The 15438-nt window shown below is 56.0% G+C and carries 12 protein-coding genes; 8 read left to right on the top strand and 4 right to left on the bottom strand.

Annotated features, from left to right (window positions below):
* Positions 1 to 717 precede the first annotated feature (717 nt).
* The 4 genes from HLH29_RS13710 (at position 718) to HLH29_RS13695 (ending at position 6770) form a co-directional block, all read left to right on the top strand.
* Positions 718 to 1761 carry a methyltransferase domain-containing protein gene (locus HLH29_RS13710; RefSeq protein ID WP_182967752.1) on the top strand — a complete coding sequence of 348 codons (1044 nt, stop codon included), beginning with the start codon at positions 718 to 720 and terminating at the stop codon, positions 1759 to 1761.
* A gap of 290 nt (positions 1762 to 2051) precedes the next feature.
* A complete protein-coding gene (locus HLH29_RS13705; protein WP_182967749.1) occupies positions 2052 to 3275 on the top strand; it encodes a hypothetical protein in 1224 nt (407 codons plus the stop codon).
* A gap of 361 nt (positions 3276 to 3636) precedes the next feature.
* Complete coding sequence (locus HLH29_RS13700) at positions 3637 to 5232, top strand: FkbM family methyltransferase (protein WP_182967747.1); 1596 nt, start codon at positions 3637 to 3639, stop codon at positions 5230 to 5232.
* Entirely contained in the window at positions 5229 to 6770 is a 1542-nt protein-coding gene (locus HLH29_RS13695; RefSeq protein WP_220791519.1) for a hypothetical protein, read from the top strand. Before HLH29_RS13700 ends, HLH29_RS13695 begins: the two co-directional genes overlap by 4 nt.
* 99 nt (positions 6771 to 6869) lie before the next feature.
* Here the strand turns inward: HLH29_RS13695 and HLH29_RS13690 are convergent, their stop codons facing one another.
* The 3 genes from HLH29_RS13690 to HLH29_RS13680 form a co-directional block, all read right to left on the bottom strand.
* Positions 6870 to 7592: a glycosyltransferase family 25 protein gene (locus tag HLH29_RS13690; protein WP_182967743.1), complete on the bottom strand. Its 723-nt coding sequence runs from the start codon at positions 7590 to 7592 to the stop codon at positions 6870 to 6872.
* A gap of 91 nt (positions 7593 to 7683) precedes the next feature.
* A complete protein-coding gene (glf, locus tag HLH29_RS13685; protein ID WP_182967741.1) occupies positions 7684 to 8835 on the bottom strand; it encodes a UDP-galactopyranose mutase in 1152 nt (383 codons plus the stop codon).
* A gap of 31 nt (positions 8836 to 8866) precedes the next feature.
* Complete coding sequence (locus HLH29_RS13680; protein ID WP_182967738.1) at positions 8867 to 9760, bottom strand: DMT family transporter; 894 nt, start codon at positions 9758 to 9760, stop codon at positions 8867 to 8869.
* Between the two features lie 149 nt (positions 9761 to 9909).
* On the opposite strand from HLH29_RS13680, the gene HLH29_RS13675 reads away from it, so the two are divergent.
* On the top strand, positions 9910 to 12156 hold the full coding sequence (locus tag HLH29_RS13675; RefSeq protein ID WP_182967736.1) for a S9 family peptidase: 2247 nt from the start codon (positions 9910 to 9912) through the stop codon (positions 12154 to 12156).
* 21 nt (positions 12157 to 12177) lie between these two features.
* Here HLH29_RS13675 and HLH29_RS13670 read toward each other — a convergent pair whose 3' ends face one another.
* Entirely contained in the window at positions 12178 to 12798 is a 621-nt protein-coding gene (locus tag HLH29_RS13670; protein WP_338030248.1) for a GNAT family N-acetyltransferase, read from the bottom strand.
* Here HLH29_RS13670 and HLH29_RS13665 point away from each other — a divergent pair.
* Genes HLH29_RS13665 through HLH29_RS13655 form a run of 3 tightly spaced genes read left to right on the top strand, consistent with a single transcriptional unit; the run spans position 12792 to position 15401 of the window.
* On the top strand, positions 12792 to 13337 hold the full coding sequence (locus tag HLH29_RS13665) for a GNAT family N-acetyltransferase (protein ID WP_182967732.1): 546 nt from the start codon (positions 12792 to 12794) through the stop codon (positions 13335 to 13337). The genes HLH29_RS13670 and HLH29_RS13665 overlap by 7 nt on opposite strands.
* A gap of 15 nt (positions 13338 to 13352) precedes the next feature.
* Positions 13353 to 14033 carry a DNA oxidative demethylase AlkB gene (gene alkB / locus HLH29_RS13660; RefSeq protein WP_182967730.1) on the top strand — a complete coding sequence of 227 codons (681 nt, stop codon included), beginning with the start codon at positions 13353 to 13355 and terminating at the stop codon, positions 14031 to 14033.
* A 51-nt stretch (positions 14034 to 14084) separates the two neighbouring features.
* Entirely contained in the window at positions 14085 to 15401 is a 1317-nt protein-coding gene (locus tag HLH29_RS13655) for an Hsp70 family protein (protein WP_182967764.1), read from the top strand.
* Positions 15402 to 15438: the final 37 nt, after the last annotated feature.

Genomic DNA, 15438 nt, shown 5'->3' with positions numbered 1-15438 from the left:
AGCCAGAACCTGGTCCAGAACATCGTCAGGGATCACCGGCTTCTTGCGTCGGGCCATGATGCTTCTCCTTCCTCAGCATCACACCAAACACACGAAATTCAGGATAGGCCCGTCCCATAAGACCGCCGCGCTCCGATGCTCGGAAATACGTGACGGGGTACGGACCGTTCCGTCCTCGCTCACCAGTCCGCATTTCCAAACATGCTCCAAGGTCGGGGAATCCGGGGAAACGGATGAAGGAATCGGAATAGGCGGGACGAACTCGGATCTCCCCGACCATGCCGGACTGGGCATGGTTCGGGCCGCCAGTCGTCGGAAGGATCCTCGCGCAACGGAACAAAACCGTTTCCCACGACCATGCGGCCTTCGAGGCCGAGCGTCGACTGACCCACCATCAACGAACCGCCCGCGCCACCTGTACGCTGCGTCCGTTGCCATCATTCCGATCAAGCGCAAGATGGCCCGCAGGCAGCCGAAATGCCGGGGCACGACCGGCGCATGTGCCAAGCGCGCCGCTGACGGCGCTACAGTTCCAGCATCCGCAAGCGCCCATTCTCCTCGATATGCACGAACACGCTGGAGGTCGACGATCGCAGACGCCTGCTGGCTGACATTTCATGACCGTGCATCGACTGAAGATTTGCCGCGCCTGCTGGGATAAGGTATTTTACATTATCTCTACCGTTACAATGAAGACGATTTTTTCTGGAGAAAAAAGTGGACAGAATAGAAAGAATAAAGAAATACATTTCCAGGCAACAAAAAGGGTTGGAAATCGGTGCCTATTTCAACCCGATGGCACCCAAACGCGATGGATATAATTGTCTGGTTTTTGATATTTTTGACGCCGAACGCCTGAGAAAGAATCTACTCAACGATCCTCAAATCAATAATACACGACTTAACGACATAGAAGAGGTCGATATTGTTGGAAGCTCGACAGAGATATTCGATTCCGTAAAAAAAATTGGCGAACTTGGCACGTTTGACTATATTATTTCATCTCACAACTTCGAACACTTACCCAACCCAATTAAATTCCTACAGGGTTGCCAAAAAGTTCTGAAGCGAGGCGGCGTGCTCTCGATGGCCATCCCGGATAAAAGAACGTGCTTTGATTATTTCCGACCGCTGTCGACCTTGGGAGAGTGGCTTTCCGCATATAAGCAGGACAGGCGGTTCCCGACGGACGAGCAGGTATTCGATGGCAATATTTACTTCTGCTCGCGGCAGGCCAATGGAAAAACATTCGAAAGCTTTTCTCAAGAAGAAGATCCCGGAAGCATTTCCACATCTCGCGATATAAAAAAATACTATGAATTATTCATGAGTGCCGACAACGAAAACCAAAAAGAATACAAAGACGCACATTGCTGGACTTTCACTGAAAGCAGTTTCTTATTACTCATATTGGAAACAAACTACCTCGAACTCACAGACTTTTCGATAAAAGAAATAAGCCACGACATACATTCCAACGAATTTATCATTCATCTCGAAAATTCCCCGAGCAACAAAATAAGAAGCGAAGATTTTTCGCATTTGAGAACAGAATTACTACATAGAATCGCCAATGAATGTGCATATAACACAAAATATTCCTATCTTCTCAGGACTGTAAATTCTTATATTCCAAAACTGTCTTCAGAAATTCTGGCGAAATCTGTTGAGATATCTCCCAAAATTGACATTTTGTCCGAAAAATTTTCTATCGTGGAAACAAAACTGGCCAATGTCGAACATGCTCTGGCGACAAAATAGCCATATTCGATTTTCGTGATCGTATCGAAAATCTCTACTCCGAGGGGCGACAATATGTCTGGACGCCACGCATAAAAGACGGTGACATGAAACCCGTGGACCAACATAATCTGCCCCCCGCCCTCCGGTGCGGCCATAGAAACCGCGCTGATGGACATCGACGGTCATCTGATGGCTTCGGCGTGATCATGCCTTCCCCTGCATAAGATGCGATGCTCAAGGACATTTTCAGTCCTGCATAAAATGCAGCCAATACAAATCACCGTAAATTCCAAAAGGTCCACGAGGTCATGCAAGAAGTAAACGCGTCACATCCTCTTATAGACATTGAGTGGATTCGAATGGCCGCTCAAAATCCATCATTAAGCATAATGGAGTGCCTGCAACTTCAAGACAGATTTGGGCCCAATATTCTGTTCGATGTAAATTTCTATAAAAAAAAATACGGCCACGAGATGCCGGAAGGCATGACGATTTTGCAGCATTTTTGTCAGCAGGACGTCAATTCTCTTAAAGATCCCAACCCATTGCTCTCCACGCGCTATTGGCTCGAAGTCTTTGGACACAAACTCAGCAACCCTCACGAATGGCGATCGATCTTTTTTCGCGAGCTTGGACAAGAAGCTATCTTCTCGCGAATAGAAACACAAAAAGACATAAACAATGATATTGTCATCAGCGATGATGTCCTCGGTCCGCCGCCCGAACCACGACAAGATATTTGCCTCTTCGTTCATTACGACCGACATGACGAAATACAACCTTATGTTGTAGATTACATCGAATCTCTTAAAAAATCGGGTGTTTGCATATTTTTCTTATCGAATACCAAAAAATTCAAACAAAAAGAAATTGATAAAATCAAAAAATCCGTCTGGAGAATTATCTGCTCCGACAACTCTGCTTACGATTGGGGGCTGCACAAGCAGGGCGTTCGAAGGGTGATGGAACAATACCCTGACAACCCTATTTTATTGGCGAACGATAGCGTGACCTACTTGGGGCACGGCCTGCAGGAGATGCTGGAAAAATGCCGTGAGCACCCCGATTGTCTGATCGGCGCAATTTCCGCTTATCAACATATCGGTCATTTACAATCCTTCTTTATATATTGCAGCCAGAAAATCGTGACGTCAGATGTCTGGCGTGAATTCTGGAGGCATTTCAGATACCATCACAACAAATGGTTCGTCGTTAACAGTAATGAAATTGGATTTTCTCGTTGGATGTCGGAACATCAGGTTCCGATGGGCGGACTATGGGATTATTTCAACCTATTGACCGGCGAGAAAAGCAACAGATCAAATGATTGGCGAGAAAAGATATTAACGAAAGATCACATCACAAATCCGACTCTTGAATTGTGGGATGTCCTTATAGATCAAGGCTTTCCATTTATAAAAAACAATATCCTCTCGGAGCACCTCCATTGCGGAAATCGTGATCATTTATGCAACGTGATCAGCCGCCTCGCAAATAGCAATAAACATAAATTAAGCGATCTCTTGCGATAGAAATACGGCTTCTGTTTCACAGCCTGACCGATAAATACGCGCAGGCCGCGACCCGACGCGCGTTTTCCGCGTGACACGACGAGCGGCCATCACCACCGCTCCGATGCGCGGAAACACACGTCGGACACGGTCTCGGTCCAATCGCCTTCGCCCTCCCGAATGCCCAGCCGCGATCGACGGAAAGAAATTCTATACTTCGTCCTTCACCATCGAATATCAAGCAAGATACCGATGGAAGGCGTTTGACGATGGATGACATCTGGACTGCTGGACGAACTGCCTTTTTTGCTGCATTATCTGCACTAAGTGCACATGATGGCCATTCCAGAACAGTCAAGCGAACGAAATCAGGTATACATAAATGTCATTGAATGCAGATTTTTCAAATATATGGAATAGCGATTTCTTTTCTCTTGCTCGGAGTCTCCAGGGGAATACCATTCTCGCCAACGCTGAAGGGAACAAGATTTTACAATCTCTGTTTTTTACGATAGCGCAGCATCTACGTCCTACACTATTCATGGACATCGGCGCAAACGACGGCACGACATCGATCGTTATGCGTCAATTACTGCCTGAATGCGCAATTCACTCTTTCGAAGCCAATCCAAAAATATTCTCAAAAAACCTTGCTCGCCTCCGGGATCATGATATCCACTCCTGGAACCTTGCTATCAATAGCACTTCCGGACGAACGACAATCTATGCGCCGTTGACGTTATCCCAAGCTTACGTCGATGGTGAGGTCATCCCTGCCCGCATTATAGAATCAGAAGATACAGGCAAGTCGTCCCTGTTACATCGAAATGAGAATGCCACCTACGCCGAGTTTGACGTCGAATCCAAAACGCTCGACGCATTCATTAGCGACCATGTAACCGATCAGCATGGCAGAAATACTTTCCTCTGGATCGATGTCGAAGGCGCAAGTGATCGCGTCATACAAGGCGCCGACCAGACACTTTCGCACACACAAGCGATCTTTTTGGAAGTCGAGGGTTTTCCTTTTTGGAAAGAGCAAGCTTCGTCGGAAACAGTATTAAATCACCTTGCTCGTTCCGGATTTATCCCAGTCGCTCGAGATCATGAGTACGGAGATAAGCAATTCAATATTTTATTTATCCATACAGATATCATTAAAGAAACCGTTCACATCCTTGCGCAATGGTCCGCAAGTTTATCAAAAAATACGATTGCTTCTCCTCGTATTAAAACGAATCGGACCAATCTATCTCTTTCCGGAATATTACAAGAGAATATACCGATTCTTATTCCATGCTTCGAGACCGTCACCTACGTGCGAAACATGGTCGATCAATTGCGTGAGTTCGGTCTAAAAAACATTATCCTGGTTGATAATGCATCGATCTACGAACCGATGCGCGATTTTCTTGATCATCCAGGCAAGCACGTCACCGTCGTTCGGCAGATTGTCAACAAGGGGCCGCGCGACATATTCGTGGACAGCACGAATTATGTAATTCTTCCCGAAATCTTCTGTGTTACAGACCCGGATCTGTGCTTCAATGTGGATCTTCCTCATGATTTTATAGCACAACTTGCCGCATTGACTGTCCAACATGCCATCGGCAAAGCAGGGTTCGCTCTGGACATCAGCAATCGGGATGCCATGCAACAGAATGCATTCCAGATCGGCGATAAACTATACAAGATATGGGATTGGGAACAGAGATTCTGGAACGAACCAATCGGCCTGACCGCGATGGGCGACCCGATCTACAATGCGCCTATCGACACGACCTTCGCCGTCTACAATAAACGCTTTTTCAACCCGCGATCCCCCTTGGCCGCCCTGCGGGTCGGCGGACGTTTCACATGCCAGCATTTGCCGTGGTACACCGATAACAAGCTTCCCCAGGAAGAAGAACGACATTATCGCAAACATGCATTGGATAGTTTCTACTTGAAAGGTGAGCATAATCCTCGCCTCGAGTGAAGCAGGAACATCATCCTCCCCCTTATAACCCGACAACGGTCGCCCTCCCCTTGAACTCTCTCTTGGGAGGGCCGGAAAATTGGATCAGACGGATCATGACTTCGAGACCTACCATTAATACATTTGATGTTTTTGACACTCTGATCGCCAGACGCTGTGTCTTTCCGCTCGCGATATTCGCTCTTGTCGAAAGAAAAACAGCCATAACCGGCTTTGCGCAGGCGCGAAGACAGGCCGAACAGAAACTGCTCGGCCGGCCTTATTCATTTGACGATATTTATACAGAACTCGGCAAGAGCTTTGGTGTCACATACGACAATATCAATTTATTAAAAGAGACAGAAATAGAGATGGAGATGGAAAATGTCATCCCCATACAAGAAAATATGGATAGAGTTAACGACGGAGACATTCTCATCTCCGACATGTACCTCCCTGAAACCATAATCCGTGGCCTTCTTTCGAAAGCTGGACTCAGAAAAGAAGTCGCCTTGATTGTCACGAATTACGGTAAACATGATGGATATATATGGAAACATATACTCTCGGATTTCTCGATCAGAAAACATCTGGGCGACAATACGCATGCTGATGGTTTCCGCGCTCGGGAAGCCGGCATCGAGACTGAGATCACGACGAGCTCTCAGATAAGCGCCTTTGAAAAAATCTTTTTTGACATTGGTTTTACTGCTCTTGGTGAATTATGCCGCGAAGTGCGGCTGAAAAGTTGGTCCGCAGTCGCCCATGAACGCGAATTGCAGGTCACACAAATTCATATGAATTTTCCCATATTATTCTTTTCCAGCATCATACTCTACAAGATCTGCAAAAAGCTCGGCAAAACGCGAATTCTTTTTTCCAGCAGAGATTGCCATCTGTGGCAAAAACTCTTCGAAGCCATGTTTCCTGGTGAATTTGAATGTATTTATTATTATACCAGCCGTTACGCAAAGACATCCGGCAGCAAAAGTTACGATCAATATTCTGACAGGCTCATAACCTCCCAGACCATGGTCGTCGATCTATGTGGCAGTGGGTGGTCTTTGGAAAAAATGTCGGAAAGCCTCTCTCTCGATAAAATTGACGTATTTTTTATACACAAAATGCCGAAAGATAGAAAATATATGCAAAAATCCCTATCCAATAAATGCAACTTTTTCTGTGTTATCGAAAATGAACTCTCCAGTTACCGGAATCATCTTCTTGAAATTGCGAATTTCTCCGACCACAGCATGGTGAAAGACATAAAATCTGTAAATAATGCACATTGCCCTATATTTTTCCCCGAAACGCGGTCGAAGGAGGAATTATCTTACGTAGGCATACAGATAAAAACGTTCAATGAATGCATAATAAAAACAAGAGAACTCAATATAAATGATATTATTATTCACAATGCCTCTGTTCACATCAATATAATCCAAGTTTTTTACAAATTCCTATCGGGAAATAGCATTTTACATAACGTTTACGCTCAAAATTTCTTTAACGAAAACGCCGAAGTTGAAAATATTATCGCGTCTACAGCTTTAACCTGAAAACTTTTCCATCGCCCCCTCCCATTCGGACGTATATCCGAATGGGAGGTCTTCCACTGCTCCCGCAGTAGATTCAGACACCAAACCTTCCAACTCTTATTATCGATTGAGGCTATTCGTCGCCTGATTGTCGGTCAGGCACAGGGGCGGAAAGCACGTATAGGCCTTCATTTCCGGATACACTGTATTCATCAGATGGTCGATCGACGTCGTCGTGATGACCCGGCCTCCGAGCGAGGGATACGCTATATGCGTCGTATCCATGGGCAGGGTGCGCTTGATCATTTTTTCCGCCCCCAGAGGCGAAATCGCATACCCGCAGATTCCAAATGTATGATCCAGCTTGAAAGGCAACGCAGTTACGTCCATCTGCCGAAACGAGGAAATCCCCCGTCGAACCGTCTCTTGCGAGAAGGTGGCAACGCACTGCGTGATCCCCGGCAACAGTTCGAACTGCAAGACAGTATCCGAATTATTCCCCCACAGAATGATGTCCCAATCAGCGGGCAGGGTGGCGATGATCCGGTTGCTTTCTTCCTCGAAATTGCGGCACAGGAACGCATCATCCTCAAAAATATGCGCGGGAATACCATATTTGGCGACATTCCCCCACAAGGCGACGTGGGCGAGGCCCGACCCGATGGCACCCCGTGTAAACGCGCAGGAATCTCTTACGAATCCTCTTTCCTTCATCTCCTCGAGATCCATCGACGCACCATCGACACCAGGCGACCTGACAAGACCCTGTATATGCGCGTTGGCCTGCAGGAAGCGTTCGGTACGCTCGGGTGTTCTTTCAAGGCTGATAAAAAACTTGTTCATGATAGATCACCCTATGCGAAGATGTCGGCTTGCAGGAGAAAACTACCTACCCGATCATATCGCCACGAGCTATCGACGATAGCCATAGCATTCAATGAGGGTCCACGAAAAAAGCAGGCAAGGACAATTCGGAGGACTGAAGAGTCCGATCGATAATGTCGCAGGCATCAAGCGCTTCTTTTATGGTCACATCCATGTCCAGATAGCGATAGGTGCCCAATCGGCCGATGAACGAAACGCTTTTCTCTTCACGCGCCATATCTATATAGCGATTCAGCAGAGATTGATCACCGAGCATCCTGACTGGATAATACGGAATGTCACGCTTTCCAGCCAGTCGGCTATATTCACGGAAACATACCGTCCGTGAGAACGCGTCTTTTTCCCAAGGCGCGAAATATTTATGCTCCGCGATTCGGGTATAAGGCACGTCTTCATCGCAATAATTGATGACGGCCGTCCCTTGATAATCACCGTCATCGACAAATCGCTCGAAATCTAAAGTCCTGTATGCCAGCCGTCCGGTCCGAAACTTGAAATATCGATCGATTGGTCCCGTGTAGAAAACATGATGAAATTTTTCAGACAGGGATTCAAATGAACAGTTTAATTTTATTTCGATTCCTTTTCCATCTAGGATATGCCGGATAATAGCCGAATACCCGTGCTCAGGCATTCCCTGAAAGGGATGACTGAAATAATTATCATCATAATCAAATCGCAAGGGAAGACGCTTCAGAATCGATGCCGGCAACTCGGTGGGATTGATCCCCCATTGCTTACGTGTATAGCCACGAAAAAACGCCTTATATAATTCCGGTCCGATCATCCTGAGCGCCTGCGTTTCGAAACAAAGCGGATCAACAATGGAATGATCGGCCTTTTCCTCGATAAAGGCACGCGCTTCCCTCGGCCCCATATCCCTTCCGAAGAACTGATTGATGGTCAGAAGATTGACAGGAAGGGAATAGACACGACCGCCCGCGACAGCCTTCACACGGTTCGTATAGGGACGGAAAGTGCCAAAGCGTTGTATATAAAGCCATACGCGCTCCTCTCCGGTGTGAAAGATATGCGGCCCATAACGATGGACCATTACCCCGGTCTCGGCATCCCGCTCCGTGTGGCAATTTCCCCCAACATGCGAGCGTTCGTCCACCACGACCACTTCGTGACCACGCTCGGCCAGATGACGGGCGATGACTGCACCGCTAAAACCCGCGCCAACCACACAAAATTTCATGCTCCGCCCTGTCTTTCGACATGCACCCGCCTCACGCCCCATGCCGCATCGCACGGCTCGGATGTCCATACGTATTGGTGATCACTACCCCCGCCATGACAATCGCGCCACCCAGCAAGGTGCGCACACTGGGGATTTCACCAGTCAGGATAAAGGCCAGCACCAGCGTCGCCGGCGGCAGCAGATACAGCAACCCCGCCCCCCGCGCCGCGCCCATATGGCCGACCACGAACGCCCAGGCCGCATAGCCGATGGCGGCAGGAAAGACCCCCAGTTCCAGCACCGCCGCCCAGCAACGCGCTGGCGCACCCGGCAGTATCCTTAACGCCTGCGGCAACCAGGGGCTCAGACAGGCTGCCCCCGCGATCAGGATGTAGCAGATGGTCGGCAGCGCCCCGTATCGCAACACCAGCCTCTTCTGCAACGTGGTATAGAGCGCACCGCAAACCGCCGCTCCGAAGACCAGCGTCGCGCCCGACCCCAGCGAGATTCCCCCCACCTGGCCTTCTGCGATCAAAACCACGCCCGCAAAGCTGCACAGCGACCCAGCCCATCCCCAAGGCGACAGCCGCTCCCCCATCACCGCCACTGCGATCAGGGCAGCAATCAGCGGCATGGCGCTGATCAGCAGGCTGGCCGCACCGGCCGAGACGGTCACTTCCCCGGTATTGAACAGGATATTGTAAAGCGCAATTCCAATCGCGCCACACGCCAGAATCCGCAGCCAATCGCCCCGAGCCGGCACAGGCGGGCGCGCCCATGCCAGCCAGCCCCCGGCCAGCATCGCCGCAATAGCATAGCGCGCGGCAGCCAGCGGCACCGGCGGCAGATCGCGCAATGCAATCCGCACGACGGGATAGGCGCTGGCCCAGGACAGAATGGCAACGATGACAATCAGCGGCAGGAACCGCGCGACAGGAGACATGCTTCAGATTTCCATGCCCGACACGCAGCGGGCACCTCGTGTCATACCGAAACGATCCCGACCACGCGAGAGGATAAGGCCCCCGACTTGCACCCGACGCTCCGTCAATTCATCGTCGAGCGCTTTCGACATGACAGACGGATTTCATCATGCCTTCACTTTCCCCCGGCCGCCGCCCCCGCCGCCCGATGCGGCGCGTGGCGCTGTCCCTCCCCGGGTTGCTTCTGGCGGCAGCGGCGCATGCCGCACCCGCCGCCGGCGGCCAGTGCTACGCCGACCTCGCGGCCACGCGGAATTTCACGCTGGGCCTGCCGCGCCACGCGCAGCCAACGCCCGATGGTCGCGCGGTGCTGTTCCTGCGCAGCGGCCCGCGCAACACCACATTGCACCTGTGGCGCTTCGATCCCGCGACGGGGACCGAGACCGAACTGGCCCGCCCGACCGGCACCGAATCCCTGTCGGTCGAGGAAAAGGCCCGGCGCGAACGCGCCCGCATGTCGCTGACCGGCATCACGGATTTCACTCTGGCGGATGACGGGCGGACCGCCCTGGTCAGCCAGGGCGACCGGCTGATGCAGGTCGGGGTCACGACCGGCAAGGTCTCCGATGTGCCCGGCCGTGGCTGGATCGCCCCCCGCCTGTCGCCGGACGGCACCCATGTCGCGGTGGTGCGCGACAATGACGTCCATGTCGTGACACTGGCCAGCGGACGCACGGTACGCCTGACCCATGGCGGCAGCGAAACCCTGACCCGCGGCCTGGCCGAATTCGCCGCCGCCGAGGAACTGGCCCGCCCGGACGGGCTCTGGTGGTCGCCCGACGGGCAAACGATCCTCTATGAAGAAGCCGATTCCTCCGGCGTCGAGAAACATTACATCACCGACCCCCAGCACCCCGCCACCCAGCCGGTCGAATTCCGCTACCCGCGCGCCGGCACGGCGAATGCGCGCGTCCGGCTGGGGCTCGTGCCACGCGACGGCGGCCCGACCCGGTGGGTCCAGTGGGACAGCACCACCTTCCCCTATCTGGCACGCGCCGTCTGGCCCAAAGGTCGCGGCCCGCTCACGCTGGTGGTGCTGAACCGCGCCCAGACCGAGGAACGGGTCCTGCGCGTCGACCCCGCCACCGGCCAGACCACGACCCTGCTCACCGAACGCGATCCCGCCTGGATCAATATCAGCCCCTCGGGCGACGGGCGCGGCCGCCCCCTGCCGCGCTGGCTGCCGGACGGCAGCGGTTTCCTGTGGGGCGCCGAACGCAACGGCCACTGGCAGTTGGAACTGCGCCACGCCGATGGCACGCTGGACCACGCGGTCACACCCACCGGCCTCCCCTTCGTCTCGCTGGACGATATCGATCCCGAAGCCGGCACCGTGACCGTCACCGCCAACCCCGACCGGACCCGCACCGCGATCTACCGCCTGCCCCTGCAAGGCGGCACGCCGGTCCTGCTGACACCGGAAGCCGGGCTGCATGGCGCCACCTTCGCCGATGGCGGCCATACGCGCTTCATCGACAGCCTGTCGGGCGCGGACGGCAGCGCCGTCACCACCCTGCGCGACAGCGCGGGCCATGTACTGGCCACCGTGCCCGCGGTCGCGGAAACGCCGACGCTGGCGCCGCACATCGAATACACGCGCGCCGGCACGCGCGACATGGACGCAATGATCATCCGCCCGGCCGACTTCAAGCCGGGACAGCGCTACCCGGTGGTGCTGTCGGTCTATGCCGGCCCCGGATACAAGGAGGTCCTGGACGCGCCGCGCCTGTCCCTGGAAAGCCAGTGCATGGCCAATCACGGCTTCATCGTCGTCAGCCTGGACGGGCGCGGCACACCGGGCCGCGACCATGACTGGGAACGCGCGACCAAGAACAACCTGATCGACCTGCCGCTTCAGGACCAGATCGACGGCCTGACCGCCCTTGGCAAACGCTACCCCGCACTGGACCTGGATCATGTCGGCGTCCATGGCTGGTCGTTCGGCGGCTATTTCACCGCCATGGCCACCATCCGCCGGCCCGACGTCTTCAAGGCCGGCGTCGCGGGCGCCCCGCCAGCCGATTTCGGCGATTACGACACGGCCTATACCGAACGCTATCTGGGCACCCCACAGGACGACCCCGAGGGCTACCGCGTCAGCAACGTCCTCACCTACGCGCAGTCCCTCTCCCGTCCGCTGCTGATCATGCACGGCCTGACAGACGACAATGTCTATTTCGAAAACACCATGAAGATGACTCAGGCCTTCATCACCGCCGGGCGCCCCTACAATCTGCTGCTCCTGCCCGGCACCCACATGCTGACCGACCCGGTCCTGCGCGCGCATGTCGACGACGCGCGCGAGGCCTTCCTGGCAGCAACGCTGAAGGCGCCGGCCCCCGCCACGCTAAACTGACTGCAACGCCGTTCGCGGTCCCTACTCCCTTCCTGGCCGGTCCTCGGCCAGGAAGGCCCACCGTTCATGGTCGCGCCATTCCCCGTCGATCTTCAGATAGCGTGGAGAATAGCCCTCCCGCCGAAACCCGGCCCGCCTGACCAGCGCGATCGACGCCGCATTGCCGGGCTGGATATTGGCTTCGACCCGATGCAGGCCCAGTTGATCGAAGCCATAATCCAGTACCAGCCCCGTCGCACGCGTCATCCGGCCAGTCCTGGCGTGCGCCTTCATCCCATAATAACCAAGATAGGCGCTGCAAAATGCGCCCATGACGATCTGGCTGAGCGTGAACACGCCCACTGGATCAGCGGCACCATGCCACGCCACCAGCCCCACATCCGGCCCGGTCACCAGCCGGGCGAACCAGCTTTCGAAGCCGTCCTGACTGGTAAACGGCCGGGCCCATGGTGCGTGATAGGCCCGACTCTCCAGATTGGCGTGGATCAGTTCCCTCGCATCGCCCCGACCGACCGGACGGACAGACAATGTCGTCATCGACATCGGGGCCGTGCTGCCGCAGATTTCGTCCGTATCTTTCATCCCGCCGATATAAGCATAGATATCCCACCCCCCAAGCCAGCCGGACCACCAGCATGCCACCCGCCTCTCCCATCGTCACAATCCGCGCCGCGCACACCACGGACCTGCCCGAAATCACGGCGATCTACGCCCATCATGTGCTGCATGGCTGTGCGTCGTTCGAGATCGAGGCCCCTACCGTCGGAGAGATGACACGACGCATGGAGACACTGCGCGCCAGGGATTTTCCCTATCTGGTGGCCGAACAGGATGGCTCGGTGATCGGCTACGCCTATGCCGGCCCCTATCACCCACGGATCGCCTATCGCGACACGGTGGAGGACTCCATCTACCTGTCCCCCGACGCCGCCGGACGCGGGATCGGCACGACGCTGCTGGGCGCGCTGATCGCGGAGTGCGTGGCCCGAGGCTTCCGGCAGATGATGGCCCTGGTCGGCAACAGCGCGAATCTGCCCTCCATCCGCCTGCACGAACGCCACGGCTTCCGCACGGTCGGCACCCTGCAATCGGTCGGCTACAAGTTCGGACGCTGGCTGGATGTCGTGCTGCTGCAATGCGAACTGGGCAGTGGCGACCGCACCCCTCCCAACCGCCCCTGAAAGGCGGGACCGGACATGCCGCCATCCCCGCCCCGTCCACCAGCAACCGGCACCCTGCCCGGCCTGGACCTGGAATCGGGCGCGCGGGATCGCGTGCTGGGGCCGGGCGTCCTGCTGCTGGCCGGACGCGCCCGCGCCACCGCTCCCGGACTGATCGCCCAGATCCAGGCCATCGCCCACGCGGCGCCCTTCCGCCGCATGACCACCCAGGGCGGCCGGACCATGTCGGTCGCCATGACCAATTGCGGCACACTGGGCTGGATCTCGGACAGCAGGGGCTATCGCTACACCACGCACGACCCGCTGACGGGCCTGCCCTGGCCCGCCCTGCCCGACATTTTCATCGCCCTGGCGACAGAAGCCGCCGCCGAGGCCGGATATCCCGGTTTCACCCCCGACGCCTGCCTGATCAACCGCTACGAACCCGGCACCAGACTGACCCTGCACCAGGACCGCAATGAACGCGATTTCGGCCAGCCGATCGTCTCGGTCTCGCTGGGTCTGCCGGCGGTGTTCCTCTGGGGCGGGCCCGCCCGTTCGGACCGGGTGCAGCGCGTGCCGCTGGACCATGGCGATATCGTGGTCTGGGGTGGCCCGGCCCGCCTGGCCCATCATGGCATCCACCCGCTGGCCGAGGGCACCCACGCGCTGACCGGCCGCGCGCGCCTGAATCTGACCTTCCGCCGCGCCGGGTAGGGCTATACGACACGGATGGACATCCCGATCCGCAACACCTATTCACCCGCGATGATATCCTCTGCCCCCACGCCACGCCCCCGTGTCGGCATCGATTTCGGCACGACCAACAGCGTCGTCGTCATCGCGACCCCGGATGGCAACACCCACACCACGCGCTTCGCCTTCCCCGGCCATCCCGAAACCGAGACCTGCCGCACTTTGCTGTGCCTGTGGCAGGAGGAAGAACGCGGGCGCCTGGCCGTTCAGCAGGCCATCGGCGCCGCCGCCATCGACGCCTATCTGGACGATCCGGCCGAGAGCCGCCTGATCATGTCGATGAAATCCTATCTGGCGCAGACATCGTTCCGCGAAACGCGCCTGGTGGGCCGGCGCCTGACGCTGGAAAACCTGGTCGGCTTCTTCGTCGCCGAACTGATGCGCGCCGTCGGGATCGACCCGGCCGACGTGGACGCAACGGTCGGCCGCCCGGTGCGCTTCGCCGGCGAACTGCCGGATGATGCATTCGGCGAGCAGCGCCTGCGCGACGGCTTTGCCGAGGCCGGCTTCCGCAGCATCGCGGTGGCGCTGGAGCCCGAAGCCGCCGGCTGGCGCTTCGCCCGGCGACTGGATGCGCCGGCCACGATCCTGGTCGGCGATTTCGGCGGCGGCACCAGCGATTTCTCGGTCCTGCGCTTCGATCCCGCCATCGGCCGGGCCATTCCGCTGGGCCATGCGGGCGTGGGCATCGCGGGCGACCAGTTCGATTACCGGATCATCGACAATGTCGTCTCGCCCGAACTGGGGCGCGACGGCACCTATCGCATCATGGGCGGCGCACCGCTGCCGGTGCCGATCGAATGGTACGCCAGCCTGGCGCGCTGGCACCGCCTGTCGCTGATGCGCACGCCGGCCACGCTGCGCGCGATCGACGATGTCGCGCGCACCGCCTCCGAACCCGGCCGCCTGCACGCGCTGGCCACCCTGGTCGCCGACCAGCAGGGCCAGGCCCTGTATCGCGCGGTCGGCGCCGCCAAGGCCGAACTGTCGCACGCCGACAGCACAATTCTGCGCTTCCACCACAAGGATATCCATATCGAGCGCACGATCACCCGGGCGGCATTCGAAGACTGGATCGCCCCCGATCTGGTGCAGTTCGACGGCGCGGTGACCTCGGCGCTGGAACGCGCGGGCCTGACCGAATCCGATATCGACCGGGTATTCCTGACCGGCGGCACCTCGTTCGTCCCGGCGGTGCGCGCCCTGTTCGCGGCGCGTTTCGGCAACCAGCGGATCGATCGCGGGGGCGAGTTCGTGTCGGTCGCCGAAGGGCTGGCCCTGATGCAGGGGGACAGCGCACGCCAGACGGACGCGCCTGCCTCCTGCTGAAAAATCCTTTCAGACCTTTCGTTCTTTTCATCCGTCC

This window comes from Gluconacetobacter tumulicola (assembly GCF_014174215.1).
GTDB classification, from domain to species: domain Bacteria; phylum Pseudomonadota; class Alphaproteobacteria; order Acetobacterales; family Acetobacteraceae; genus Gluconacetobacter; species Gluconacetobacter tumulicola.
Note: the sequence above shows the minus strand (reverse complement) of the source record. Positions and strands in the feature narration are given on the sequence as shown.

Coding starts and splice junctions, on each gene's coding strand:
- HLH29_RS13700 (WP_182967747.1), top strand. CDS start 3,637: ATGTCATTGAATGCAGATTTTTCAAATATATGGAATAGCGATTTCTTT.
- HLH29_RS13680 (WP_182967738.1), bottom strand. CDS start 9,760: ATGTCTCCTGTCGCGCGGTTCCTGCCGCTGATTGTCATCGTTGCCATT.
- HLH29_RS13705 (WP_182967749.1), top strand. CDS start 2,052: ATGCAAGAAGTAAACGCGTCACATCCTCTTATAGACATTGAGTGGATT.
- alkB (WP_182967730.1), top strand. CDS start 13,353: ATGCCGCCATCCCCGCCCCGTCCACCAGCAACCGGCACCCTGCCCGGC.
- HLH29_RS13675 (WP_182967736.1), top strand. CDS start 9,910: ATGCCTTCACTTTCCCCCGGCCGCCGCCCCCGCCGCCCGATGCGGCGC.
- glf (WP_182967741.1), bottom strand. CDS start 8,835: ATGAAATTTTGTGTGGTTGGCGCGGGTTTTAGCGGTGCAGTCATCGCC.
- HLH29_RS13665 (WP_182967732.1), top strand. CDS start 12,792: ATGCCACCCGCCTCTCCCATCGTCACAATCCGCGCCGCGCACACCACG.
- HLH29_RS13690 (WP_182967743.1), bottom strand. CDS start 7,592: ATGAACAAGTTTTTTATCAGCCTTGAAAGAACACCCGAGCGTACCGAA.
- HLH29_RS13655 (WP_182967764.1), top strand. CDS start 14,085: ATGATATCCTCTGCCCCCACGCCACGCCCCCGTGTCGGCATCGATTTC.